We start from the raw sequence: 24,060 nt of genomic DNA on the forward strand, positions 1-24,060 counted from the left end.
CTGCAAAATGCAAGAGCCTGTTATGAACTTTCGCGCGAGCGGCGTTACTGGGGAAAATCGGCCCAGACGAGGCGGAGGACGAAGACATTGGCGATTCCAAGGCGAGGCCGACAACGAAGTATGGGCCGATTTTCCCCGCAACCTGGAGGGCTGGGGCCAATTTTCCCGACCTCTTCGTCGCTCGCTGCTAGGATATGGCCCGATATCCGTCGCAACTCGCTCCTCGACCTCGTAAAAATTGGCTCCCAGCGTCCGCCGCGGGAAAGCTCATAACAGGCTCTACAGCGCCGCCATCAGGTCTGCCACCACGATACAGTTCCGCCCCTGGGCCTTGGCGCGATAGAGCGCGGCATCTGCCTGCATCAGCAGCGGCTCCAGCGCGCTGTCATCCTTGCCTTCGTAGATTGCCGCGCCCACGCTCATGGTCACGGAGAGCTCGCCGCCCGCCGCAACCACCGGCACGCAGGCGACCGCCTTCCGGATGTCCTCGCAGCGCCGCTCTACCGCAGCGCGGTCACAGCCTGGGATCACGATGAGAAACTCTTCGCCGCCGTACCGGCCCACGGCATCTCCACCGCGGACAGCGGTGCCCAGACGCCGGGCAACCTCCTCGAGCACTGCATCCCCGGCCGGGTGTCCGTAGGTATCATTCAGATGCTTGAAGTGGTCCACATCGCACAGCACCAGCAGAGTCGGCTTCGCCTGGTGCGCGCCACGCTGCAGCGACTTGTGCGCAAAATCGAGGATCGCCGCACGGTTATTGAGGCCGGTCAGGGAATCGTGCGTGGCCTTGTATTCCATCTCCTCATGCGCCTTCACCAGCTTGCCTTCAAGCTCGAGGATGCGCATGCCGGTCCGCAGCCGGGCCTGCAGCTCGGCAGGAGCGCATGGCTTTACCAGATAGTCGTCCGCACCGGACTCCAGTCCGGCCACCACATCTTCGCTGTTCTGCCGCGAAGTCAGCATGATGATGTACACATACGACCGCTCATTCTGTCTCTGCCGCACCTCGCGGCAGAGCTCCGGACCATCCAGCTCCGGCATCATCCAGTCCACCAGTGCCAGCCGCGGTCCATCCTCCGAGGAGAGAATCTCGGCGGCTTTGCGGCCATCCTCGGCAAGCACCACGTCGTAACCGAACTGCTGCAAGGTCCGTTGCATCAGCATCCGGCTGATCGGTTCGTCTTCGGCCAGAAGTATCTTCATTTTGCGTTTTCCGGACAAAGTGTATCCAGAACTCGTTGTACGTTGGCTAATTCTGCCACAAGCTCGTCCAGAACGGCCTGAGTCCCCGCCAGCTGCGAGGCACCCCCTGCTTCCTCCAGCTTCGCTGCGAGCTCCGTAGCACGCGTCGCAGAAAGATTGGAGAGCGCACCCTTCAGCATGTGACCCACCCGCTGTATCTCGACCGCATTCTTTTCCTGGAGCGCGATCTGGAGCTGCTTCAGCTGCTTGGGATAGTCATTCCGGAAAATTTCATTCAGGTCGGCCAGCAGCGCCCGGTCATCATCAATCCGGTCAAGCAATTGCTGCACATCCACTGAGTCCTGGCTCTCGACGATAGGAGCAATCTCCTCCCGCGCCTGCACCTTTTCCGCCAGGTACTGCTCGAGCACAGCGTCCAGTTCATCCGGGCGAATGGGCTTGGAAAGATATCCGTCCATACCCGCCTGCATGCACCGCTCCCGGTCACCCGCCATGGCCAACGCCGTCATGGCCACCACCGGCTGATGCACGCCGGTCTGCGTCTCCCGCTCACGCAGGGCGATCGTGGCCTCGAATCCATCCATCTCCGGCATCTGCATATCCATCAGCACCAGGTCGAACGGCTCCCGCTCGAGCGCAATGAGCGCCTCGCGCCCATTGCCCACCACGGTCACGGAATGATTCCGCTTCTCCAGCATTCGCGTGGCCAACTTCTGGTTCACCAGGTTGTCTTCCGCAAGCAGAATCTTCAACGTTGTTCCTCCACTAGCCTGTTCACGCAAGCTGTAACGCGTAATCAGCGGCGCAGGCTCCGCTGCTCTGCTGGCCATCAGCACATTGACAATGGCTTCCCGCAGTTCCGATTGCCGAACCGGCTTCAGCAGGTATGCGGCAATCCCCAGGTCCTCGCAACGCTGCGCGTCACCGCGCTGCCCTCCCGAGGTCAGCATCATGATCGTCGAGGATGCATGCCCGGAGAGCTCTTTCAGCCGCTCCACAAAATCGAAACCATCCATCCTCGGCATGTGCATGTCTGTCAGCACCATCTGGAATGGCTCGTTCTCCGCTTTGGCCGCGGCAAACATATCCAGAGCCTGCTGGCCGCCGGAAGCAGCGGCGGAGATCATGCCCCAGCGCGCCACCAGTCCTTCCAGAATGCGCCGGTTGGTACGGTTGTCGTCTACCAGCAGCACCTTGATTCCGACCAGCACCGAAGGATGCGCCGCAGCCGGCAAAACCGCGGCGGCGCGCTCCGGGGCACGGCTGAGCGTCGCCGTAAAATGGAAGCTCGACCCCTTCCCCGGCTCACTTTCCACCCAGATCCGGCCGCCCATCATATCCACCAGGCGGCGCGAAATCGTGAGCCCAAGCCCGGTCCCGCCGTATTCGCGGGTGGTCGAGGTATCCGCCTGACTGAAGGATTCGAAGATCGCCTCGAGCTTATGCTGCGGAATCCCGATGCCGGTATCGGCGACCGTAAACTGCAGCTGCACCTCCTGGTCTTCGTGCGACTCCAGCCGCACCCGCAGTGCGACTTCTCCCTCGTCCGTAAACTTCACCGCGTTGCCAATCAGGTTCAGGATCACCTGCCGCAACCGCCCCGGATCGCCCGTTACCCACGCCGGCACCTCCGAGCTCACATCGCACAGCAGCTCCAGCCCCTTTTCATCCGCGCGCAGCGCGACCGTCTTGAGTGCGCCTTCGATGCATTCGTAGAGATCGAAGTCGATGGACTCAAGCTCCACTTTTCCGGCATCGATCTTCGAGAAGTCCAGGATGTCGTTGATCACGTTCAGCAGCGCATCGGCCGAGAGCTTCACCGTCTGCAGATAGTCGCGCTGCTCCCGGGTCAGCTCCGTTTCCAAAGCCAGATCCGTCATGCCGATGATGCCGTTCAGCGGGGTGCGGATCTCGTGGCTCATGTTGGCCAGAAACTCGCTCTTTGCCTTGTTGCTCTTCTCCGCGAGCTGTGCCCGCTCCACTTCCAGATCCAGGCGGTGACGCTGCGCCATCAACTCCAACTCAACAGTCTGCAGCGCCAGCTTCCGGTCCACCATCGCGGACACATAGACGAAGCTCAGCACGAAGACCGTTACCAGGCCGATGCCCAGCAGCCCCAGAGAGGAGATCCCAACCGCATGCTGCAGGCTCCGTGGATCAAGCGGCATCAGCGTGAATGTCACCGCGGCCATGCCCACGTAGTGCATCACCGGGATGGCCAACCCCATCACCACGGCCGAAGAAAGCTTCTTCGCGCTAAACGAGGTCTTTTCTTCACGATTGGAAAAGGTCATCCACAGCGCAGCAAAAGAGATCACCACGGCCAGCACCACGGAGAGAGTCACAATCCGCAGGTTGTAGTGGTGCATCGCCGGCATCCGCATCGCGGCCATGCCGATGTAGTGCATGCTCGCGATACCGCCGCCCATGAATAGACTGCCCACTCCGGCCGTCAGTAGAGTCATCTTCTTACGGCTGACTACGAAGAGTGCCACGGCAGAGGCCAGGATCGCCGCCAGAATGGAGAGCAGCACCGTCGGCCAGTCGTACATGACTTCGAACGGAAGCCGGTAGGCTTCCATGCCCACGTAGTGCATGGACCAGATACCAAAGCCAAGCGCGAATGCTCCGCCGCTGAGCCACGCCATCCGTGTGAGCCCCGACGAGACGGTTACCCGGCCAGCCAGGTCCAACGCCGCATACGCGGCAAGAAGTGCAATGACGACTGAAGCGACGACCAGGCGGTAGTCGTAAACTCCTGTGAAGAAAGCAGCATGTCCCATGATCGGCCCCTAAGGATGCCTCTAAGGTAACGTGCCTTTATGGGTACGAATCTAGCACCTTTGTGGCACGCCGATACGATCTAGGGTAATGCGTCCATAGCTCGGAAAGTGAGGAATGCGCTGCCATAAAGCACCTACACGCAAATATCGCTTTGCGCATAGGTGCCATTTCGGTTCATCGGTCGAGAAAATTAAAAAAGAAAGCGTCCGGTAAAGACCAGCGCATGGTTGTAAGCATGGTATTCCGAGGTCGCAATCTGGATGCCTGCGCCGAGCGAGAACCCCGGACGGCTTTTCGGATCATCCGGATGGATCTTGATCTTCCCCACTGTTAATCCCGGCTCAAGAAAGTTCTGCATCTTGCCGTCATTCTTGCCCGCGTAATACCAGGTAGCGTTCGATTCGAGCTCGGGGATGAAATACTTCGCCAGCCGATATTGCGCAGTGGTATTCCAGCCCAGAGTGCGGCCGAGCTTTTCCCCGTCTGCCGTTGGCAGATTTCCGCCCACCGTCGAGATCACGTCGAACTTCCCGAAGCCCTTGCCGCCGGCGATGGTCGGCAGAATCGCCGCATCGGTGCTGCCGTTGCTGTAGCTACCGGTCGGAATCGAGGCTCCCAGCAGCGCGCTGAGCATGTAGTTGCCGTGCTGCTCATTGCCGGTCAGGATGCGGTACTTGTAGACGAACTGCACGTCTCCGAAGCCATCTTTTGCCGTCTTCACGTTGTGCTCGTAATAAGACGGGTAGTAGAAATCGAATTCGCTGTGCAGTCCCGGAATCAGGTTCAACCCCTTGGCATTGCCGAATATCCATGTATCGGTGTGCGTCGGCGTGATCTGCCGCGTGAAGTCCGCACGAAAGACCTGGATCAGCATCGGATAAGGCTGATTCAGCGGGACGCCCCAGTTCGGCTGCTGCGACTGCTCATGCGAGGCACGCTGCTGCCAGCGCTCGAAGAAGTTTTCCTGGGCGTGAAGCGGACGAAGGGGAAAGAGGGAAATCAGAAAAGCAAGTGAGAAATAAACGTGCTTATTGCGCAAACTGGCGGGCTCCGAAAAGCAAAGTGAAACAGCGGAGTCACAGTACGTTCTTGCGTCGTAGGCGCACATCACCCATTGGATGGAGGCACGCCTCCACCCAATGCGCCGTTTACCGGTTACATGACCTCGGGAGCGTCGATCCCAAGCCAGCCAAGAGCGCGGATCAGTTCGCGCTGCGCCACGGCAGCCGTCGCCAGCAGCAGCGCCTTACGGGCCGGATCGGCCTCGGTGAGGATATGGTTCTTCTTGTAGAAGCTGCTGAACTCCTGCGCCAGCTGGAAGGCATGCTTGGCAAGATACGCCGGCTCGGCCGTCGCGATGCACTGCTCAAGCAGCAGCGAAGTCTTGGCCGCGCGCAGCCATACCTGCCAGATGCTCACGTCCTCGTCGCCCGCCAGATATGGAGTAACGTCGATGCCCGAGAGCGCAGCCAGCGCCGCGGCGGGCGTCGTCTCCGCCTTGCGGAAGATGCTCCGCGTACGAACAACGGCGTACTGGAGGTACGGACCTGTCTCGCCCTCGAAGCTCAGCGCATCCTTGAAATCGAAGGCGATGACCGTGTTGCGCGTGTACTTCAGCATGAAGTAGCGCAGCGCGCCGACGGCAATCGCCGCGGCCGTCTGCTGCTGCTCGGCCGCGCCCAGCTCAGGGTGACGCTCGACCACCTCGGCCAGCGTCGCCGCAATGAGCTTGTCGATCAGGTCATCGGCCTTCACGCCGAAGCCCTTGCGGCCGGAGACCTCGATATACGGCCGCGCCTGATCTTCCTCGGAAACGGTGTAGCCGAGATCCATGGCGCAGCGCGGCGTAAGCGCGACCATCTCGTAGGAGAAGTGTGTGTAGCGCGCCGCCTGTTCGGTGTAGCCCATACCGCGCAGCGCCTCGATGACGTTAGCCTGGGGGTCGGCCTGCCGCGAATCGATGACGTTATAGATGGCCTGCGCTCCGCCGAAGTGCGGATGCTCCTCCTCGCCAGTTTCGGCCGAGATCCAGCACTCGTGATCGGGGTAAGAGAAGAAGCGGTTGTAGGCGAAGTCACGGCCCAGAAGGCCGAACTTCCACAAGTGGTAGGCAATGTCCTTGCCCACATAGGTCACCGTGCCGTTCGAGCGCACGATCACCTTCGCGTCCTCATCGGGTGCTGGCCGCACGGGCGACTCGCTTCGCGTCTCTTCAGCCGGCACATTCGCGATAACCACACCCGGACGCCGCATCACCCAGCAGCCCTTGTTCTTTCCCTCGGTCTCGAAGTAGAGCACACCCTTCTGCTTGAGCTGCTCGAAGGCCAGATCCCAGAAGTGCAGATGCAGGATCTCGCTCTCACGAGGCAGGAGATCGTACTCAATATCGAGCCGCAGCATAGTCTCGAGATGCCGCCGCAGCACGGCCGTCGAGATGCGGTCGGCAATCTCCGCGGTCTCATTGCTACCGTGCTCGATCAGGTGCAGCGTATCGAGGCGGATCTTCCTGCGCGTAGCTTTCTCGGCCTCATCCGCCTCGTACCATTGCGAAACACGGGCGTAGAGATCCCAGCAGTAATAATCGATGCGCGTGCCTTCGGCGGCGAGGCGCGTCATCAGTGCTTCGACCTCACCAAGCGACAGTTTTTCGAGCTGCGTCAGGCCGACGACAATGTCCGCAACCTGGACGCCGGTGTTATCGATGTAGTTCTGCACATCGACCTTCTGTCCGGCGGCACGCAGCAGGCGCACGAAGGTGTCGCCCAGGATGGCATTGCGCAGATGGCCGACATGGGCAGCCTTATTCGGGTTGATGCTGGTGTGCTCGACGAGCGAGTGGATGCCTGTCTGCCCCAGCGTCACCTCGCCCGTCGCGGCCACGTCCTTCGCCATCGCGCCGCGCTCGATCCGCGCGTTGATGTAGCCCGCGCCCGCAACCTCGAAGCCGGCAAAGCCGGGCACCGCACCGATCGCCGCAACGATCTCCTCGGCGATCTTCTTCGGAGCTTTGCGCAGCTTGCGCGCCAGCTCGAAGGCCAGCGGCGTGGCGAACTCACCAAAGGCAATCTCCGGCGGCTGCTCGATGACAACCGCGTCGAGCTGGATCTGGTAAAGGTCGGAGAGGACCGCCTTCAGGCGGTCGGACAAGGCTTTCTGCTGCTTTAAGTACACGCGATTCACCAGCCCGGAAGGGGCTTTCAAAAGATAGATTTCTGCCCTTCAAGTTTATCAGCGGACATTACCGGGGTTATCGCCGGGCTCCAGCAACAAGGCATCCTCAAAGGCAAACGGAGGTAGACTGTAGGCAGCTTTTGCGGAGTTTCCCATGAGCACAGCCATCTCTCCCCTCGAGCATTACCTGCACGAAACCTGGAGCCCGGACCGCGAGTTCGTGGACGGGGAGATTGTGGAGCGCAACTTGGGAGAGAAAGATCATTCTGCGTGGCAGGTCGCACTCATCGCGCTTTTACGCGCGTTCCGGCTCTCCGCTCATATCCGTGTCTACGCTGAACTGAGGCTTCAGGTCTCCGCCACGCGCTATCGCATTCCAGACGTCATGCTCACCAGCCGCAGCGCCCCGGACGAGCAGATCATCACCCATCCGCCGCTGCTCTGCGTCGAAATTCTCTCGCCCGAAGACCGCTTCCACCGCATGGAAGAGAAAGTTGGCGAATACCTCGCCATGGGAGTTCGCGCCGTCTGGATCATCGATCCGAAGACGCAGACCGGCTACCAGTGCCTCGGCCCCACCATGCAGGACTGGCAGGCCTCGCCGGTGCTCACCATCCCAGGCACCAGCGTCAGCATCACCGTCGCCGAAGTAGCCGCCGACCTCGACTAAGCCCCGCCGCTCCTTTAACCTGAAGAATCGGACTCTCACAAACGTACGTTTATGAGAGTCCCCTTCTGCCCATGTCGAACAAGTTCTATCTCACTACGCCGATCTACTACGTCAATGCGCGCCCGCACATCGGCACCACCTACACCACGGTCGTCGCCGACGCCATCGCGCGCCGCAAGCGCGCCCTCGGCTTCGATACCTGGTTCCTCACCGGCACCGATGAGCATGGCCAGAAGATCGAGCGCTCGGCCGAGAAGGCCGGGCTGAGCCCGCAGCAGTTCACCGACCAGGTTTCGGCGCAGTTCCGGGCCCTGTGGGACCGCATGGGGCTCACTTACGACGATTACATCCGCACCACCGAGCCGCGCCACACCCGTGCCGTCCAAAAGCTCTTCGCCCTGCTCCGCGACAAGGGTTTCATCTATAAGGACACTTACACCGGCCAGTACTGCGTCTCCGACGAGGCCTTCGTCGACGTGCCGCCCGGCGCGCCCTGCCCGGATTGCGGACGAATCACCGAGACCGTCTCCGAAGAAAACTACTTCTTTAAGTTGTCGGCCTTCGAGCGGCCGCTCCTCGAGCTCTACGAGTCGCAGGCGGAGTTTATCCAGCCCGCCACACGCCGCAACGAGGTCATGTCCTTCGTCAAGGCTGGCCTGAAAGACCTTTCCGTCAGCCGCACCAGCTTCACCTGGGGTATCCCGGTGCCCGGGGACGAAAAGCACGTCATCTACGTCTGGATGGACGCCCTCGCCAACTACATCACCGCGCTCGGCTGGGGCTCCGACGATACCAGCAAATTCGACAAGTACTGGCCTGCCGATCTGCACATTGTCGGCAAGGAGATTACGCGCTTCCACTGCGTCTACTGGCCGGCCTTCCTGATGGCCGCCGGCCTGCCGCTGCCCAAGTCCATCGTCGGCCATGGCTGGCTGCTCTTCGAAGAGAGCAAAATGTCGAAGTCGCGCGGCAACATCGTCCGTGCCGAGACCATCCTCGAAGTCCTCGGGGCCGACGCCCTGCGCTACTTCCTGCTGCGCGAGATCGTCTTCGGGCAGGACGGCAACTTCTCCTTCGACGCGCTGGTACAGCGCTACAATTCGGACCTGGCCAACGGCTACGGAAACCTCGTAAGCCGCACGCTGGCCATGATCGGCAAGTATTTCGACGGCGTAGTGCCCACGCCGGTCGCCATCGACGAGACTGCCGATCAGCGCCGGACCACGCTCGAGCAGGCCGCCACGAAGACCATCGCCGAATTCGCGACCTTCTTTGACAGATACGAGTTTTCCGCCGCGCTCGCACAGCTCTGGTCGCTGGTGGCGCAGGTCGACGGCTATCTCACCGCCTCCGCTCCATGGAAAAAGCCCGAAGGCGTGAGCGAAGAGCAGCAGCAGGCGCTCCGTGCGACCGTGCTCTCGACCGCCGCCGAGGCCATCCGCATCCTCACCGCACTTGTCTACCCGGTCATCCCTGACGCCGCCGCCAAGGTCTGGGCGCAGCTCGGCCTGGGCGACATCCGCACCGCCGATTTGAAAAACCTTACCTGGGGAGGGCTGAAACCGGGCACGAAGCTCGGCAATCTGGGCCCGGTCTTCCCCCGCGCAGAAAAGGACGCTGTCGAACGTATGAAGCAGATCGAAGAAGAGAACAACAATCAGGCCGCGGGCGCCGCGACGCCGCCAGCCACACCCGCAACCGAAGTCCCCACCGAGCATCCCTCGCGTCTGAAGTCCGCTCTCGAAGGCCTCGCCACCGCCGCAGCCGAATCGACCTCGATTTCGTCCGCCGCAGCCGCGCTCGAAACCTTCGTCGAGAACAATATTGGCGGTGGCGAGGCTGCTCCGGCTGCTGAGCCCGGCCCGGCTTACCCCGAGCGCAGCCCCGAAATCACCATCGACGACTTCATCAAGGTCGACCTGCGCGTCGCCCAGATCAAGGTTGCCGAGCGTGTGCCCAAGGCCGACAAGCTGCTCCGCCTCGAGGTCGATCTCGGCTACGAGCAGCGCCAGATTCTGGCTGGGCTGGCCGAGACCTACGCGCCCGAGTCCCTGGTGGGCCGGAAGGTGGTCATCGTAGCCAACCTGGCCCCGCGCAAGCTGCGCGGCTTCGAATCGAACGGCATGGTCGTCGCCGCCTCGCTCGAAGGCGGCAAGCCTGCGCTCGCCGCCTTCCTCGAAGATATCGAGATCGGCGCACGGCTCAAGTAGCCAGAAACCCGCCTCCGCTATACTTGTATAGCGGAGGCTCCCCATGCTTGCGATCCGATTACCGGAAGAACTGGAAGAGCGCCTCGAAAAACTGGCGAAGCGCACCGGGCGCACCAAGACCTTCTACGCCCGCGAAGCCATCCTCGCCCACCTCGACCAGCTTGAAGACCTCTATCTCGCGGAAGAGCGCCTCCTCGCAGTACAGGAAGGACGCGACAAAACAGTTTCACTGGCCACAATCATGAAACGCTATGAGCTGGAGGATTGAGCTCTCCGAGTCCGCCATGAAGGATCTGGACCGGCTTGACCGGCAGGTGGCGCGCCGCATTCTCAAATTCCTTGAGACGCGCCTCGCCCCGCTCGATGACCCACGCAACCTGGGCGAAGCTCTGAAAGGCTTGAAACTCGGAGATTTCTGGAAGTATCGTGTCGGCGACTACCGCATTCTCTGCGACATTCAGGACAAGCGGATCCTGATTCTCGTACTTGCCATCGGCAATCGCCGCGAAATTTACCGCTGATTGGACGAACCGCATGATCGATTCCCACGCCCATCTCGACAGCCCGCGCTATGCCGAGGACCGCGATGCGCTCCTCGGCCGCTCCTACGAGGCTGGCGTGCAGGCCATCCTCTCCATCGGCATCGGCGATGGGCCGGAGACCATGCACCAAGCCCTCGACATCGCCCGCCAGTACGCTGGCGTACCGAATGTACCGAAGATCTACGCTTCGGCCGGGGTACACCCGCAGGAGGTCCAGCTGCTCGACGAGGCGGCCTGCGCCAAGCTGGATAGCCTGCTCCAGGAGCCCGAGGTCATCGCCTGCGGCGAGATCGGCCTGGACTACTATCACCCCGAGAACGCGCCGCGCGAGGTACAGATGGCGGGCTTTTCCCGCCAGATGGAGATCGCGGCCGCCCATAAAAAGCCGATCATCATCCACTGCCGGCCGTCCGACGGCTCAACGAATGCCTGGGATGACACCCTGGCCCAGCTCGAGGCGGAATGGCGTCCAACAGGCCTCGGCGGCATCCTGCACTGCTTCACCGGCGAGATCCATCACGCGAAACAGGCCATCGATTTTGGCTTCCTGGTCTCGTTTGCGGGCAATTCGACCTATCCCAAGGCGCAGCCGATCCGCGATGCCATGGCCGCGCTGCCCCTCGAGCGCATGCTCATCGAGACCGATGCGCCTTTCCTCGCGCCCATCCCCAACCGGGGCAAACGCAACGAACCGGCCTGGGTGGCCGAAGTGGCACGCACCCTTGGCCAGGTGCGAGGCATCTCTCCAGAAGAAGCCGCTTTCCGCACCACGGAAAACTTTCACCGCCTGTTCCGCACTGCAACAGACCCGGAAATGCCCCTTTAAGCAGGGATGAAACCGGATTTCCCCCGCAGGCTGGATAGCCGATTGAGAAACAGAGCGGATAATCTATTAAGAAACGAACAGATACTCTGAAAAGAGACGGAGCAGCATTATGGCAGCAGACAATTCCTTTGACATCGTCTCCAAGGTCGATGTGCAGGAAGTTCGCAATGCAATCGATCAGGCGGTGAAGGAAGTCCGTGCCCGCTTCGATCTGAAAGATTCGAAGTCCGAGATCAAGCTCGAGGACGAGGATAAGCACATCCAGCTGGCCAGCGAGAACGAGTACAAGCTCGAGGCCGTCAAGGAAATCCTTTCCCAGAAGATGGTCAAGCGCGGCATCCCGCTCAAGAATCTTGAGTACGGCAAGCTCGAGCCGGCAACCGGGTCCAGCGTCCGCCAGAAGGTTACGCTCCAGCAGGGCGTTCCCTCGGAAAAGGCCAAGGAGATCGTCCGCGTCATCAAGGACTCGAAGAAGAAGGTCCAGGCCACTATCCAGGGCGATACCGTCCGCATCACCGGCAAGGATCGCGATACTCTACAGGAAGTGATCGCTCTGCTCAGGGGTAAGGACTTCGGCATCGATCTGCAATTCACGAACTTCCGTTCCAATTAGTTCCCATATTCACCTTTTCCAGGCGACCGGAAAGACAGCGAGTAACAGCCCGAGTGAGTACACTGGCCATAGCAACGGCAAAAGAAGTTTTCGACCTGCTGCATGACGACCTTCGCGCCATCGAGCGCGAATTCGGGGCTTACGCCGTCTCCTCCGTCGCTGCAATCACGGAAATCTCCAGCTATCTGCGCGAGGGCGGCGGCAAGCGCCTTCGCCCCTCGCTGCTGCTGCTCTCGGCCCGCGCTCAGAATTACTCCGGCCATGGCATGATCCGCCTCGGCGCTGTCGTCGAGATGGTCCACACCGCCACGCTGGTGCACGACGACATCATCGACGCGGCCGACACCCGCCGCGGACGCCCCTCGGCCAATACCACCTGGGGCAACGGCAAATGCGTGCTGGCCGGCGACTGGCTCTATATGCAGGCCTTCCGCGTAGCCCTCGAGGAGCGTAATTTCCGCATCCTCGACCTGCTCATCGGCCTCACGCAGCAAATGGTCGAAGGTGAACTGCTGCAGATGGAGAAGCTCGGCTTCTGTATCGCCGAAAGCGACTACAACACGCTTATTTACCGCAAAACAGCCTGTCTTTTTGAGGTTTCGATGCGCCTGGGCGCGGTGCTGGCCGGGATTCCGAAGTCTCATACCAATGGCCACAGCTCCTCCGCAACGCCGTCCGAGACAGAAGACCACATGGGCGAGTATGGCCGCGCGCTGGGCATGGCCTTCCAGATCGTCGATGACGTGCTCGACCTGACCGCCTCGGAAGAAGTGCTCGGCAAGCCCGTCGCCAGCGACCTGCGCGAAGGCAAAGCGACGCTCGCCGTCATCCATGCGCTCGAACACGGCTCCGAGGAAGACCGCCAGGCCATCCGCACCGTCCTCGAAGACCGCGACTTCCACCGCGTCACCCACGCCCAGATCCTGGGCATTCTCAAGAACCACGGCTCCATCGAGTATGCGATGAACATCGCGCTCGAATACGCGGAAACCGCCCGCAACGCCCTCAGCTTCCTGCCCGACTCCGACTACAAGCGGGCGCTGCTCTGGGTGCCGGACTTCGTCGTCGCCCGCGACCGCTAGCTGCTACGCGCAGCGCGGTTCGCCTTCGGCCTCCGCTCCCGCTGGGCGCGAGTAGGCGCTGCAGCTTGTCTGCACTGGCACATCCCGGGTGCCCCATCCAAGCTCCGCTTGGGTGGGTACGATCTCCTCCGATAGCGCAACCACTCACTCGCTCGCGATACCATCCCTTCATGCCCGTTGCTCGACTGCGCACCGCAGCCTGCGTTGTTTTTCTCATTGCCGCCTTCGCCGCACAAATGATCCACGCCGTCCGTGGCCAGTCCCTCACCTGGGATGAGGACGACCACATCTTCGCCGGCTACATGTCGTGGAAAACCGCTGATTTCGGCCTCAACCCCGAGCATCCGCCACTGGTAAAACTGGTAGCGACGGTACCGCTGCTGCCTTTGCCGCTGCGCGTGCCCACGCTGCAAGGCCGCTTCTTCAAACTCGAATCGTACCTGAGCGGCCGCGATTTCCTCTTCGGCAATGGGCCACGGTATCCCGTCAACACGCTCGTCTTCCGCGTGCGCATGGCGGCCATGGTCTTTCCCCTGCTCATGGCGCTGCTCGTGTTCTTCGCCGCGCAGGAGATGTTCGGCACCAACGCAGGGCTGCTTGCTCTTACGCTGCTCGTCTTCGAGCCCAGCATCGTCGCGCATGGCGCCTACGTCACCACCGACACCGCTGTCTCCTGCTTCTTCCTGGCCACCGTTTATGCGCTCTATCGCTATGTAAAACGGCCCACCGCGGCGCGGCTTGCCGTTACGGCTCTTGCCGCCGGCCTTGCTCTCGCCAGCAAGCACTCCGCCGTGCTGCTCGCCCCCATCCTCGTGCTGCTGCTTGTTGGAGTGCTCATCCTGCGACGCACCCGCCGTACTGCGACAGAAGAAGCAACGCTGCCCGGCCCCACACAGCTTGCTCTCGCGCTGGCCGTCATCACCGTGCTCGCCTGCACCGTGCTCTGGGCCTTCTATGGATTCCGCTATGCTGCCCGGCCCGCTCCACTGGCGCTCTCACCGTCGCTCGCCGACTACACACACCCGCTCCACCCGCTCGAAGCCCACGGCATCCTGCTCTTCGCCCGCCTGCATCTGCTGCCTGAGTCCTGGCTCTACGGCCTCACCGACGTGCGCGCCATGGCCAACGGCATGCAAAGCTTCGTCTTCGGCAAGGTTTATGAACACGGCGTCTGGTTCTATTTCCCGGCTGTCTTCGTCATCAAGTCCACGCTCGGCTTCCTCGGGCTTTTCATCCTCGCGCTGTACGCCTGGTGCAGCGGCCGCCTGCGCCGGCCGCTCGAAACGCTCTTCCTGCTGCTGCCTCCAGCCTTTTATTTCCTCATCGCCATGACATCGAGCCTCAACATCGGGGCAAGACACATCCTGCCCGTCTGGGTCTTCCTCTCCATCTTCCTCGCCGGAGCCACACTGACGCTCACCCGCCAGAGCCGCATCTGGACCGGCGTGATCCTCGCGCTCGCCGCGCTCCATATCGCCTCATCCCTGCGCGCCTACCCCGATGACATCGCCTACGCCAACGAGTTCTGGGGCGGACCAGCGAAGACGCACCTCTACCTCAACGATTCCAACACCGACTGGGGCCAGCAGCTCCTGGCCGTAAAGCAATACACCGACCAGCACCACATCACCGACTGCTGGTTCGCCTACTTCGTTCAGCCCTTCGTCGATTTCCGATCCTACGGCATCCCCTGCCGTCCGCTGCCCACCTTCGACTCCCTCAGCGTGCCCGTACAGTACACCGTTCCACCGGTGATCCACGGCCCTGTCTTTATCAGCGCCGGAGACTGGACCGGCTTCGAATTCGGCACGAAGGTCCTCAGCCCCTACCGGTCGTTTGAGGCCATTCAGCCCGATGCCCTCATCCAGGACGGCGTCCTCGTCTACAACGGCACCTATGCCGTGCCTCTCGCCGCGGCGACCGAGCACGTGCAGAAGTCGCAGGACGCGCTCGCCGCGAAGCACTCGGACGAGGCCGTCACCGAAGCACAGACCGCTGTCCAGCTCGCGCCGGATGACTTTACCCCGAATCTCGCTCTGGGCGATGCCGAAGCAGCCGCCGGCAATACCGCGGCAGCCCGTGCTGCCTACGGCAAAGCCATCACCATCGCTCACACCATGGAGCCGGAAGGCCAGCAGGATTGGCTGCCGAAGCTCGAAGACAAACTCAAATCTCTGCGCTAGGCCGTATCCACATAGAGCGATAGTAAAAGGCTGTCATTTCGACCGGAGCAGGACCGTTTTGTGGTCCTGCGGAGTGGAGAAACCTGCGGGTTTCTGCCCGGACAGGCGCAAACCGCAGGTCCCTCCACTTCGCTGCGCTCTGGTCGGGATGACAACGATATGGATAAGTTCTTTAGTTTCAGACCAGCTATATGTGGATACAACCGAGGAACAGCCTCCGCGAATCTGCTGCCTTATGCGGGCCGGATTCGCACAACGCCTCTCGCACTCGGAGCGCGGTAGCTCAAATCCTCATGATCCGCGCTCGGGTGCAGCACCTTGGACGCCCGTCCCTCCGCGCGCAGGCGGCGATCTGCCTCACCCCAGCCCGGCAGCGCGGCCTCTGCCTGCTGCCAGCGTACGACAGCGGCCTCATCGCACCAGTGCATGAGCTTTGGCATCGCCTGCCGATGCGCGCCGGAGCTCATAAACGTGCGCATCGCCTCTTCGCTCTGCCACAGCGTCATCGTCCAGAAGGTCCGCTCGCGATCCGGCAGCAGCGCTCCCGCTACAAACCCGCCGGCCTTGCGCGCCTGCAGCAGCGAACGCAGCGTGTACACGGCGAAAGAAGGAAGAAACCGCGGAGACCGAATCCGCAGCCGCGTCACGCTGATAAGCACCATGATCTTTTCGGGCCTCCATACGCAGTCTTCAGCTCCCTTATCCCGTTGTGCTATGCTCGCCGGTCGCGCTTATGATACTCCGCACCACACCTATCCGCGTGCTTGTCGCCAAACCAGGGCTCGATGGCCATGACCGGGGCGCGAAGATTATCGCCCATGCGCTGCGCGACGCCGGCATGGAGGTGATCTATACCGGACTGCGGCAAACACCGGAGAACATCGTGCGCGCAGCCGTCGAAGAAGACGTGGACTGCATCGGCCTGAGCATCCTCTCCGGAGCGCACAATGTCATCGTGCCGCGCATCATGGCGCTGCTGCGCGAGGCTCACGCGGAAGACATCCTCGTCCTGCTTGGCGGAACTATCCCGGCGCAGGATACGGAGTCGCTGCGAGCCCAGGGCGTCGCCGGCATCTTCGGCCCCGGCACTCCGCTCGATGCGATCGTCAGCTTTATTCGTGAACACGTGCAGGATCGCAGCCTGCAGCTCTAGCTGCAAAAACAAAAACTTGCTCTATCTGTGTCCACCTATGCCTCGGAATCGAGACGTGGGCACCCGGCTTTGACGATCGATCCCGACCAACGGGAGGACCGTCAAGGCCCGCGCCAGCGACAAAGGCGAGCAAAGCGAGCGGATGCCTGGACGGCCAGTCCCTATTGGCGCTGGAAGGTGTCTTTCTTCTGCGCTGCGGGAGGTGCTGCTTTGCCTTCTTCGGAGCCCATACCGGCCCGTGCGTCGGCATCGTCATAGGGTTGCTTGCCGTCAGGTCCGGCTGCAGTCGGCGAGCCCGGCACCGGAGGCTGTCCATCGCCGCTGGCCGTCAACGCGGGATCCTGCTTCCCGGTGGTTGTTGTGTCCTTGACCTCACCAAAGGTCCGCTTATTGGTCCGGCCCGTCTCACAGCCGGTCACCAGCACCGCCGAGCCCATCACCACCATGCTGGCCAGCAACACACCCGCCAACTTCCGCAACGAAGAAGCCATCTTCCCATCCCGTAAGAAGAGCGATCGAAATTCGCCCACCACTCTACCATCCCCACGCTTCCGCTGGCACCGGACAAACGAGAAAAGGCCGGCATCGCTGCCGGCCCTTCCTGTTTTGATCGGAAGAAACTACGCCTTGGCGCCCACAGGCTCGAGCACGCCGGCTTCCTTCTCCGCGCACGCCAGCTTGACGCACAGCACCACGGCTTCTGCGGCAGCACGCACGTCCTCGGGCTTGGGGAACGACGGCGCAATGCGGATAGTGCGGTCAGCCTCATCCTTGCCATAAGGATGCGTTGCGCCGGCAGGCGTCAGCACCACGCCTGCGTCCTTGGCCAGGCTCACCACGCGCTTGGCGCAGCCCGCAGGCACATCGAGGCTGGTGAAATAACCGCCCTTCGGCTTGGTCCAGCTCACGTCCTTGAGGCCGGTAAGGCCGGCCGCGAAAATCTCCTCGACCGCCGCGAACTTCGGAGCCAGCAGCGCGCGATGCTTCTCCATCAGCGCAGCGATGCCGGCCGCATCCTTGAGGAAGCGGACATGACGGAGCTGGTTCACCTTGTCCGGACCGATCGTGCGCGGAGTGAGCCGGGCCAGCAGCCAGGCCACGTTCTCCTTCGACGCCGCAAAGCCGCCGATACCCGCGCCCGAGAAGGTGATCTTCGAGGTCGAAGCGAAGACAAACGGGCGATTCGCGTTGCCATGAGCAGCAGCACGCTCGAGGATGTTCGCAATCTCGATCTTCTCGTCCGTGAGGTGATGCACGCCGTAGGCGTTATCCCAGAAAATGCGGAAGTCCTTCGCCGCGGTCTTCATCGAGGCCAGGCGCTCGATCACTGCATCCGAGTACACAGCGCCGGTCGGATTGCTGTACTTCGGCACGCACCAGATGCCGCGGATCGACGCGTCGGCAGCGACAAGACGCTCCACTTCGTCCATATCCGGACCGTCGGCGTTCATCGCCACCGGAATCATCTCGATGCCGTAGTCCTCGCAGATGCGGAAATGGCGGTCATAGCCCGGAACCGGGCACAGGAGCGAGATCTCCTCTTCCTTGCCCCAGGGCTTCGCGCTGTCGGCGTTGCCCTTGACCAGCGAGAAGATAATCGTGTCGTGCATCAGCGAGAGGCTGGCGTTATTCGCAAGCACTACCTGCTCGGCAGGCGCGCCCAGCAGCGAGCTGAGCAGCTTCCGCGCCTCGGCAAGGCCCTGCAGTCCGCCGTAGTTGCGAACATCGGTCGCGCCTTCGGCAGTGAAATCGCCCGTGCCCGGCAGCGCCAGCAACTCGTTCGAAAGCTCCAGCTGCTCCGGCGCCGGCTTACCGCGCGTCAGGTCCAGCTTGATTGCCTTGGCGCGAAGCGCCTCGTATTCCTTCTGCAGCAGCTCCAACGACATCGTTACTCCTCCTGGTACTTCAGGTAATTCCAATCTGTCACGGTGACGGATACATATCCGCCACAACCGTATTCCGGGTGCCCCACCCATGACACGCAGTCGGTCATGGGTGGGTTAGCCACTACCCTTTACGTCTCAACCCCTCAAAAAACGCCTTCATCCTCGCCACGCCCTCCGCCACCGTCTCATGCGAGGTCGCATAGGAGAGCCGTAAATGCTCCCTGGTGCCGAAGGCCTCGCCCGGCACCGTAACCACATGGCCTTCTCTCAACAGCCGCGATGCGAGTTCCATCGCCGTCTCCGCACCGGGCAGGCCGAGATAGGCCTTCACATTCGGATACACATAAAACGCGCCTTCGGGCACGGTACAGGTGATCCCCGGAATCCCGCGAAGCCCGGCCAGCACCTCGTCGCGCAGCTTCAGGTAATCGGCGCGCATCTCCGCCACGCACTGCTGCGGACCGCTGAGCGCGGCAATCGACGCCTTCTGGATAAAGTGCGTGGCGGAGGAAGTCGTCTGGCTCTGCAGCTTGGCCATGGCCGCGATAATCGGCTTCGGCGCAAGCGCGAAGCCCGCACGCCAGCCGGTCATCGCGTAGGTCTTCGAGAGCGAACCCAGCACGACGACATGCTCTTTCGCCTCGATGTACGATCCACCGCTGACCGGCTTCCCCTTATACGTCAGGTAGGCATAGCACTCGTCGAGCAGCACGTAGATGCCGCGCTCGTGAGCCAGCCGCACGATGCCTTCGAAGTCCGCGGTGTCCATCACCGCGCCGGAAGGGTTCGAGGGCGAGTTCAGCAGGATGGCGCGGGTACGCGGCGTGATCAGGCTCTCGATCGCCTCAGCCGTGATGCGGAAGTGATCGGCCTCCGCGGTCTCCAGAAAGACCGGCCGCCCGCCCGCATACTGCACGATGTCCTTGTAGGAAACCCAGTACGGCACCGGCACGATCACTTCGTCGCCATGGTCGATCAATGCCGAGACGGCATAAAAGATGGCCAGCTTGCCGCCCGTGGTGAAGATGGCCTCATCCGGCGCGTAATCCGAGCCGAAATCTGCAGCATGGCGATCGACAATCGCCTTCCTCACCTCGGGAATGCCCGGAGTCGTGGTGTAGTGGGTAAAGTTCTGCTCGATGGCCGCAATGGCCGCATCCTTGATGTGACGCGGCGTGGGGAAATGCGGCTCCCCGGCGCCAAAGTCGGCCAGATCCACGCCTGCGGCCTTCAGCTTCGCCGCCTCCGCCACCACAACCGCCGTCGCCGAGACCTCGAACCGGCCGATCCGCTCGCTGAACTCCCTTGCCACTCCCGCTGTGCTCGCTGTCATCACTTCTTCATTTTTTCATGACTTTCGGTCTGGATTCTCGCCTCGAACGAAAACCGTCGCCCAGCCGCACACGGTTCGCTCTATACTGGTGCCCCGAAATCCCCCAGCGGCTTCTCATATCGGCTCCCCGGTTTGATGTTCAGGGCCCCGCAACCTGCCTCCCTTGCTGTCAGCACCCATACCGCGTCTCTATCCCCGTGTCTCAGGAGGAGATCATGGCCCGACGCTCCGCCTTGGCCCTGCTGCCCATGCTCCTATTCGCCGCTGTCGCGGCCGCGCAATCGCCCACACGCTTCCTGGCCTGCGAGTCGCGCGACAACACCTGCGCCCAGCCCGCGGCCACCCTCGATCAGACATGGATCTTCGACGGTACCGAGGGCACAGCCACTTCGACTACCGGAAACGAGCAGCCTTCCCACCTGTCCATTCAGAAGTTCGACAGCACCGCGCTCGTCGTCCAGCGTACGGATGCCTCCGGCCTTACCGCCGTCTACACCGGCACCGTCCAGGGAACCCACGTTACCGGCACCGTGCAATGGAGCTGGCCCGGCCATGCGGACTATCCTGCAAGCGGCATTTTCTCTGCCGTACTGCAAGACACGGTAGCCGCTGCCCCGGTGCCTGCTGCTTCTGTAGCTCCAGTCTCACCGCTGCCGCCGCAACTGCTGGTCTGCGAAAACCAGGGACCGCCGTGCAGCGCAGCCTGGACCTTTCAGGGAACCGAGGGCACCGCGGTCTGGTTCGATGAAAATCACACCCACGCGCACCTGACCATCGTGCGCGCGGAGCCGGATTACATCGTGGTCCGCCGCACCGACACCACCAGCCCCAACTCCGCCATCTATACCGGCTCTCTGCGCGGCGATCACTACGCGGGCACCGTCGTGTACAGCAGCCCCGGCCATGCCGGCGACCGCACCGGCTCCTGGAATGCCAGCGTGCCGAAGTTCACCTGCGATCCACATGACGACCTCAGCCACCAGGAGGCCATGGCGCTCGGCCAGACCGGCCTCATGTTCCATCACAGCCGTGAGGCCATCGCCTGCTACACCCTCGCCGCCGGCGACGGAGACGTCACCGCGCAACGCATTGTCGGACGGCTCTATTACGTGGGCAGCAACGACGTGCCCCAGGACTACGCCAAGGCTCTCTACTGGCTCCAGAAGGCAGCCGACCAGGGCATCTACCAGGCCGAGCGCACCGTTTCTGAGATGTATGAAGCCGGCCAGGGCACCAGACCCAATCCCGCCCTTGCCAGGATGTACAAGGACCGCGCCGATGAGCAGAAACACGACTTCGAGCGCCAGCAGGACCTGAATGAGCGCGAAGCCGACCGCCGCACCCAGGTGCTCTCAAGCTTTGTCCTGGGCGCATCCATCGGCATGTTCTGGTAGTGGCATGTTCTGGCAGCGCGGAGCACTTACCACATTTACGGCATCGGCTCAGCCACATCCTTGCTCTGCGGCAATCCTCCAGCGCAGGTACCTGAGGCATTCGTGTCCTCAGCATCGGCGATGGTCAGCACGCAGATCTTCTGCTTGCGCACAATCGGCTGACCGGTCTTCGGATCGATCAGCCCTACGCTCACCTCGCGCGTCACCTGGAAGCGATCTCCGGCCTTCACTCCGGCCGCTGTTCCCTCGTTGATGTACACCGCGCCGCCGGAAATTCCAGCCACCAGAGCAGGCGCGGCCTTCGGCTTCGGCGCGCTCGCGATCACCGCCTTGAACTGCGTCGCCAGGTCTGTGGTCACCGCATCCACGGCCTTCGCCGTCTCGTTGTCCTTGATGACCTGCGGATCGCCGCCGCTCGATTTCTGCTTGGCAGGAACCCGGATAGCCCCGAAGTTAAAGCCCTGCGACTTCGAAGTCTCCCCCACCACCGTGCTGTCCTGAAACTCCGACTTCGGCTGCGCCAGAATCACCTCTGTCTCCACATCGATAAGCCGCGCATTCGCCCGCAGCACCACCGTGCCGGTCGTCTTCGAGGAGCCGTTCGAGCCGTCCTGGTGCGTGGAGTAGTTCGAGTCGTAGACATTCACCATCACCACCTGCGAAACACCGAGCAGCTTGCCGATCCGCGCCGCCGTATTCGGGTCCGAACGGTCGCTGTTCTGGAAGTTCTGCTCCTTGATGAGCTTGTCCACATTTGCCCGGTCGATCAGCGTGACTCCCGGCTGCCCGGCCAGCTTGGCGTTCAGGTCGTCGGCAACCCGCGCCTCCGTAGCCGCCACAGCGCCGTTGCTCCGCGCCGCCGGTCCGTTTTCCTCCACAATCGCCCATCTCCGCCCGGCCTGCCCCATCAGTAGAGGGCAAGCCGCCACGACCAGCCACGAACACACCACCCAACGCACCCGCATCTTTCCTCCAGCGATCCGCACTGCACACCTGTCCGCACTCGCCGAAAACCATCGGCGACAGCATTCTGAATTTCCCAGGGGAAGGCCCGGCATTGCCAGCAGAAGGAGAACGCGCACCATCATAGCCCAGGCTCTGCAATCCCCAACGGGAATTTCGAGTGACCGCCGGCCGCTCGACGTCCAACAACTTGTTCCAGTTCGCCCACCCGCCAAGGGTATGTCCTCTGCCGGAACGGACGCAGGCGCGCACATCTCGATCAACAGGCAATCTTGCCAGCTAAACTTGCAAGTTTGACTTCTATTATCCTAAAATCGATCCATGCAGCGGAAATCCTTCGACGCCTCCGTCGCCGACCTCACGCAGTCGATCGGACTGCTGATACGCCGTCTGCGCGCAGCCACAGCCTCGCACGAGCTCTCGCTCACCGAGTCCACGGTGCTTGCCCGCCTCGAGCAGCACGGGCCCATGACAACGGCCGAGCTGGCCCGCATAGAGAGCATGAAGCCGCAGTCCATGGGAGCCACCGTGGCTGCACTCGAAGAGCGAGAGCTGTTGCAACGCACGCCGCATCCCACCGACGGACGCCAGCTTCTGATCTCGCTCACCGCAAAAGGCGGGGAAACACGGCGTGCTCTCAAGGCTGCCAAGCGCTCCTGGATCGCAAGCGCCATCTCTCAGCTCCCGAAAGAAGAACAGGAGACGCTCTTCGCTGCCGCAGAGATCATCCGCCATCTGGCCGAACAGTAATGACGCGCTTCAGTCACGCATGGCGTGCGTTGCGGCATCGCAATTTCCAGCTCTTCTTCTTCGGCCAGGGCATCTCGCTCATCGGGACATGGATCACCCGCATAGCCGCCACATGGCTCGTGTACCGTCTCACACACTCGGCACTGCTGCTCGGCATCGTCGGCTTCTGCGGTCAGATCACTTCCTTCCTGCTCGGGCCTCTCGCCGGCGCATGGGTGGAACGCATGCCACGCCGCAAGTTATTGCTATGGACCCAGGCCGCCGCCGCGGTGCAATCGCTCTCACTGGCCGCGCTCACGCTCTCGCACCGCATCAACCTCATCGAGATCATCGCGCTCTCCGCACTGCAGGGCGTCATCAATGCTTTCGACGCACCCGGACGCCATTCGTTCCTGATCCAGATGGTCGACGACCGTGAGGATCTGGGCAATGCCATCGCGCTCAACTCCGCGCTGGCCAACGGCGCGCGCTTCATCGGACCTGCCTTTGCCGGGGTGCTGATCGCCGCGGTGGGCGAGGGCTGGTGTTTCCTCATCGACGGCGCCAGCTATATCGCCGTCATCGCATCGCTCGCCATGATGCAGCTCAGGCCAATGGAGACGCATCGAGCGCGTGCCGGCATGCTCGCGCAGTTGCGTGAAGGATGGGATTTCGTTCGCAGCTCACTGCCCATTCGCTCCGTGCTGCTGCTCTTCTGCGTACTTAGCCTGATGGGCTATTCCTTCACCGTGCTGCTGCCCATCTTCGCAGCGCAGGTACTGCACGGTGATGCGCGAACGTTAGGATGGCTCAGCTCCGCCTCCGGCGCGGGTGCGCTGGCTTCCGCCATCTCGCTGACATTGCGCAAGGGCATCCACGGTCTGCCGCGCGCGCTGCAGATTGCCACCACGGTACTCGCCGGCGGTCTCATCGCGCTGGGCTTTTCGCATGCGCTCTGGCTCTCGATGGCGCTGCTGACGTGCGTCGGCTTCGGCATGATGCAGGGCGCCACCATCACCAACACCATCGTCCAGTCACTTGTACCCGAGGACAAGCGCGCTCGCGTGCTCAGTTATTACGCAACAGCCTTCTTCGGCGCCGCGCCTTTCGGCAACCTGTTTGCCGGAGCTCTGGCACACCGCATCGGCGCGCCGCATACGGTGATTCTCTGCGGCGCCTGCTGTCTCGCAGCCGCGCTCTGGTACACGGCGCGGCTGCCGCAGATTCAGGCTTCCCTGCCGGCACCGGCCGGTGATGCCCACGGTTCTCTCTCCGTTTCCACCTCAACCGCACGCTAAACGTGACCGAAAGGACT

21 protein-coding genes are annotated in these 24,060 nt (G+C 62.2%); 12 read left to right on the plus strand and 9 right to left on the minus strand.

What is annotated here, in order from left to right; genetic code table 11:
• Positions 1 to 279: 279 nt before the first annotated feature.
• The 4 genes from ESZ00_RS02745 to ESZ00_RS02760 form a co-directional block, all read right to left on the minus strand.
• Positions 280 to 1,206: a GGDEF domain-containing protein gene (locus ESZ00_RS02745; RefSeq protein WP_129206657.1), complete on the minus strand. Its 927-nt coding sequence runs from the start codon at positions 1,204 to 1,206 to the stop codon at positions 280 to 282.
• A complete protein-coding gene (locus ESZ00_RS02750; RefSeq protein WP_129206658.1) occupies positions 1,203 to 3,989 on the minus strand; it encodes a response regulator in 2,787 nt (928 codons plus the stop codon). The genes ESZ00_RS02745 and ESZ00_RS02750 overlap by 4 nt, the downstream gene beginning before the upstream one ends.
• Positions 3,990 to 4,180: 191 nt before the next feature.
• Positions 4,181 to 5,029 (minus strand): transporter, encoded by an 849-nt coding sequence (locus ESZ00_RS02755; RefSeq protein ID WP_164981318.1) that lies wholly within the window; start codon positions 5,027 to 5,029, stop codon positions 4,181 to 4,183.
• A gap of 116 nt (positions 5,030 to 5,145) precedes the next feature.
• Positions 5,146 to 7,161: an arginine--tRNA ligase gene (locus tag ESZ00_RS02760; RefSeq protein WP_129207888.1), complete on the minus strand. Its 2,016-nt coding sequence runs from the start codon at positions 7,159 to 7,161 to the stop codon at positions 5,146 to 5,148.
• A 154-nt stretch (positions 7,162 to 7,315) separates the two neighbouring features.
• Here ESZ00_RS02760 and ESZ00_RS02765 point away from each other — a divergent pair, with 154 nt between their 5' ends.
• From ESZ00_RS02765 to ESZ00_RS02800, 8 genes are all read left to right on the plus strand, one after another.
• Entirely contained in the window at positions 7,316 to 7,831 is a 516-nt protein-coding gene (locus ESZ00_RS02765) for a Uma2 family endonuclease (protein WP_129206660.1), read from the plus strand.
• 71 nt (positions 7,832 to 7,902) lie between these two features.
• On the plus strand, positions 7,903 to 10,041 hold the full coding sequence (gene metG / locus ESZ00_RS02770) for a methionine--tRNA ligase (RefSeq protein WP_129206661.1): 2,139 nt from the start codon (positions 7,903 to 7,905) through the stop codon (positions 10,039 to 10,041).
• A gap of 43 nt (positions 10,042 to 10,084) precedes the next feature.
• Positions 10,085 to 10,309 carry a type II toxin-antitoxin system RelB family antitoxin gene (relB, locus tag ESZ00_RS02775; protein WP_129206662.1) on the plus strand — a complete coding sequence of 75 codons (225 nt, stop codon included), beginning with the start codon at positions 10,085 to 10,087 and terminating at the stop codon, positions 10,307 to 10,309.
• Positions 10,293 to 10,562, plus strand: a complete 270-nt coding sequence (locus ESZ00_RS02780) for a type II toxin-antitoxin system RelE family toxin (RefSeq protein ID WP_129206663.1) — start codon at positions 10,293 to 10,295, stop codon at positions 10,560 to 10,562. Before relB ends, ESZ00_RS02780 begins: the two co-directional genes overlap by 17 nt.
• A 13-nt stretch (positions 10,563 to 10,575) precedes the next feature.
• Positions 10,576 to 11,409, plus strand: coding sequence for a TatD family hydrolase (locus ESZ00_RS02785; RefSeq protein ID WP_129206664.1), 834 nt, complete (start codon positions 10,576 to 10,578; stop codon positions 11,407 to 11,409).
• A gap of 109 nt (positions 11,410 to 11,518) precedes the next feature.
• Positions 11,519 to 12,022 carry a YajQ family cyclic di-GMP-binding protein gene (locus tag ESZ00_RS02790; RefSeq protein ID WP_129206665.1) on the plus strand — a complete coding sequence of 168 codons (504 nt, stop codon included), beginning with the start codon at positions 11,519 to 11,521 and terminating at the stop codon, positions 12,020 to 12,022.
• A gap of 53 nt (positions 12,023 to 12,075) precedes the next feature.
• A complete protein-coding gene (locus ESZ00_RS02795; RefSeq protein WP_129206666.1) occupies positions 12,076 to 13,104 on the plus strand; it encodes a polyprenyl synthetase family protein in 1,029 nt (342 codons plus the stop codon).
• Between the two features lie 170 nt (positions 13,105 to 13,274).
• Entirely contained in the window at positions 13,275 to 15,287 is a 2,013-nt protein-coding gene (locus ESZ00_RS02800; RefSeq protein ID WP_129206667.1) for a glycosyltransferase family 39 protein, read from the plus strand.
• Between the two features lie 233 nt (positions 15,288 to 15,520).
• On the opposite strand, the gene ESZ00_RS02805 is transcribed toward ESZ00_RS02800, so the two are convergent.
• Positions 15,521 to 15,949, minus strand: coding sequence for a DUF3291 domain-containing protein (locus ESZ00_RS02805; protein ID WP_129206668.1), 429 nt, complete (start codon positions 15,947 to 15,949; stop codon positions 15,521 to 15,523).
• Between the two features lie 71 nt (positions 15,950 to 16,020).
• Between ESZ00_RS02805 and ESZ00_RS02810 the strand changes: the two genes are divergently transcribed.
• On the plus strand, positions 16,021 to 16,440 hold the full coding sequence (locus ESZ00_RS02810) for a cobalamin B12-binding domain-containing protein (RefSeq protein WP_129206669.1): 420 nt from the start codon (positions 16,021 to 16,023) through the stop codon (positions 16,438 to 16,440).
• A 161-nt stretch (positions 16,441 to 16,601) separates the two neighbouring features.
• Here ESZ00_RS02810 and ESZ00_RS02815 read toward each other — a convergent pair whose 3' ends face one another.
• The 3 genes from ESZ00_RS02815 to ESZ00_RS02825 all read right to left on the minus strand — a co-directional run bounded on the left by ESZ00_RS02815 (position 16,602) and on the right by ESZ00_RS02825 (position 19,659).
• Positions 16,602 to 16,931, minus strand: a complete 330-nt coding sequence (locus ESZ00_RS02815; RefSeq protein ID WP_129206670.1) for a hypothetical protein — start codon at positions 16,929 to 16,931, stop codon at positions 16,602 to 16,604.
• A gap of 129 nt (positions 16,932 to 17,060) precedes the next feature.
• Positions 17,061 to 18,326, minus strand: a complete 1,266-nt coding sequence (locus ESZ00_RS02820; RefSeq protein WP_129206671.1) for an aspartate aminotransferase type Ic — start codon at positions 18,324 to 18,326, stop codon at positions 17,061 to 17,063.
• Between the two features lie 121 nt (positions 18,327 to 18,447).
• Positions 18,448 to 19,659 carry a pyridoxal phosphate-dependent aminotransferase gene (locus ESZ00_RS02825; protein ID WP_129206672.1) on the minus strand — a complete coding sequence of 404 codons (1,212 nt, stop codon included), beginning with the start codon at positions 19,657 to 19,659 and terminating at the stop codon, positions 18,448 to 18,450.
• A 215-nt stretch (positions 19,660 to 19,874) separates the two neighbouring features.
• Here ESZ00_RS02825 and ESZ00_RS02830 point away from each other — a divergent pair, with 215 nt between their 5' ends.
• Complete coding sequence (locus tag ESZ00_RS02830) at positions 19,875 to 21,053, plus strand: tetratricopeptide repeat protein (RefSeq protein WP_164981319.1); 1,179 nt, start codon at positions 19,875 to 19,877, stop codon at positions 21,051 to 21,053.
• A gap of 35 nt (positions 21,054 to 21,088) precedes the next feature.
• On the opposite strand, the gene ESZ00_RS02835 is transcribed toward ESZ00_RS02830, so the two are convergent.
• Positions 21,089 to 22,018: a CsgG/HfaB family protein gene (locus tag ESZ00_RS02835; RefSeq protein ID WP_164981320.1), complete on the minus strand. Its 930-nt coding sequence runs from the start codon at positions 22,016 to 22,018 to the stop codon at positions 21,089 to 21,091.
• 319 nt (positions 22,019 to 22,337) lie between these two features.
• On the opposite strand from ESZ00_RS02835, the gene ESZ00_RS02840 reads away from it, so the two are divergent.
• Positions 22,338 to 22,766, plus strand: a complete 429-nt coding sequence (locus tag ESZ00_RS02840) for a MarR family winged helix-turn-helix transcriptional regulator (RefSeq protein ID WP_129206675.1) — start codon at positions 22,338 to 22,340, stop codon at positions 22,764 to 22,766.
• Positions 22,766 to 24,043 carry an MFS transporter gene (locus ESZ00_RS02845; protein WP_129206676.1) on the plus strand — a complete coding sequence of 426 codons (1,278 nt, stop codon included), beginning with the start codon at positions 22,766 to 22,768 and terminating at the stop codon, positions 24,041 to 24,043. The genes ESZ00_RS02840 and ESZ00_RS02845 overlap by 1 nt, the downstream gene beginning before the upstream one ends.
• The last annotated feature ends 17 nt before the right edge of the window (positions 24,044 to 24,060 follow it).

The sequence above is a fragment of the Silvibacterium dinghuense genome, from assembly GCF_004123295.1.
In the GTDB taxonomy this organism is placed as follows: Bacteria; Acidobacteriota; Terriglobia; order Terriglobales; family Acidobacteriaceae; genus Silvibacterium; species Silvibacterium dinghuense.

Excerpts from the sequence above, each read along its gene's own strand:
- ESZ00_RS02790 (WP_129206665.1), top strand. The coding sequence starts at position 11,519 with ATGGCAGCAGACAATTCCTTTGACATCGTCTCCAAGGTCGATGTGCAG.
- ESZ00_RS02805 (WP_129206668.1), bottom strand. The coding sequence starts at position 15,949 with ATGGTGCTTATCAGCGTGACGCGGCTGCGGATTCGGTCTCCGCGGTTT.
- ESZ00_RS02820 (WP_129206671.1), bottom strand. The coding sequence starts at position 18,326 with ATGTCGTTGGAGCTGCTGCAGAAGGAATACGAGGCGCTTCGCGCCAAG.
- ESZ00_RS02825 (WP_129206672.1), bottom strand. The coding sequence starts at position 19,659 with ATGACAGCGAGCACAGCGGGAGTGGCAAGGGAGTTCAGCGAGCGGATC.
- ESZ00_RS02845 (WP_129206676.1), top strand. The coding sequence starts at position 22,766 with ATGACGCGCTTCAGTCACGCATGGCGTGCGTTGCGGCATCGCAATTTC.
- ESZ00_RS02800 (WP_129206667.1), top strand. The coding sequence starts at position 13,275 with ATGCCCGTTGCTCGACTGCGCACCGCAGCCTGCGTTGTTTTTCTCATT.
- ESZ00_RS02785 (WP_129206664.1), top strand. The coding sequence starts at position 10,576 with ATGATCGATTCCCACGCCCATCTCGACAGCCCGCGCTATGCCGAGGAC.
- ESZ00_RS02745 (WP_129206657.1), bottom strand. The coding sequence starts at position 1,206 with ATGAAGATACTTCTGGCCGAAGACGAACCGATCAGCCGGATGCTGATG.
- ESZ00_RS02810 (WP_129206669.1), top strand. The coding sequence starts at position 16,021 with ATGATACTCCGCACCACACCTATCCGCGTGCTTGTCGCCAAACCAGGG.
- ESZ00_RS02765 (WP_129206660.1), top strand. The coding sequence starts at position 7,316 with ATGAGCACAGCCATCTCTCCCCTCGAGCATTACCTGCACGAAACCTGG.
- ESZ00_RS02750 (WP_129206658.1), bottom strand. The coding sequence starts at position 3,989 with ATGGGACATGCTGCTTTCTTCACAGGAGTTTACGACTACCGCCTGGTC.
- metG (WP_129206661.1), top strand. The coding sequence starts at position 7,903 with ATGTCGAACAAGTTCTATCTCACTACGCCGATCTACTACGTCAATGCG.
- relB (WP_129206662.1), top strand. The coding sequence starts at position 10,085 with ATGCTTGCGATCCGATTACCGGAAGAACTGGAAGAGCGCCTCGAAAAA.
- ESZ00_RS02780 (WP_129206663.1), top strand. The coding sequence starts at position 10,293 with ATGAGCTGGAGGATTGAGCTCTCCGAGTCCGCCATGAAGGATCTGGAC.
- ESZ00_RS02835 (WP_164981320.1), bottom strand. The coding sequence starts at position 22,018 with ATGCGGGTGCGTTGGGTGGTGTGTTCGTGGCTGGTCGTGGCGGCTTGC.
- ESZ00_RS02830 (WP_164981319.1), top strand. The coding sequence starts at position 19,875 with ATGGCCCGACGCTCCGCCTTGGCCCTGCTGCCCATGCTCCTATTCGCC.
- ESZ00_RS02815 (WP_129206670.1), bottom strand. The coding sequence starts at position 16,931 with ATGGCTTCTTCGTTGCGGAAGTTGGCGGGTGTGTTGCTGGCCAGCATG.
- ESZ00_RS02840 (WP_129206675.1), top strand. The coding sequence starts at position 22,338 with ATGCAGCGGAAATCCTTCGACGCCTCCGTCGCCGACCTCACGCAGTCG.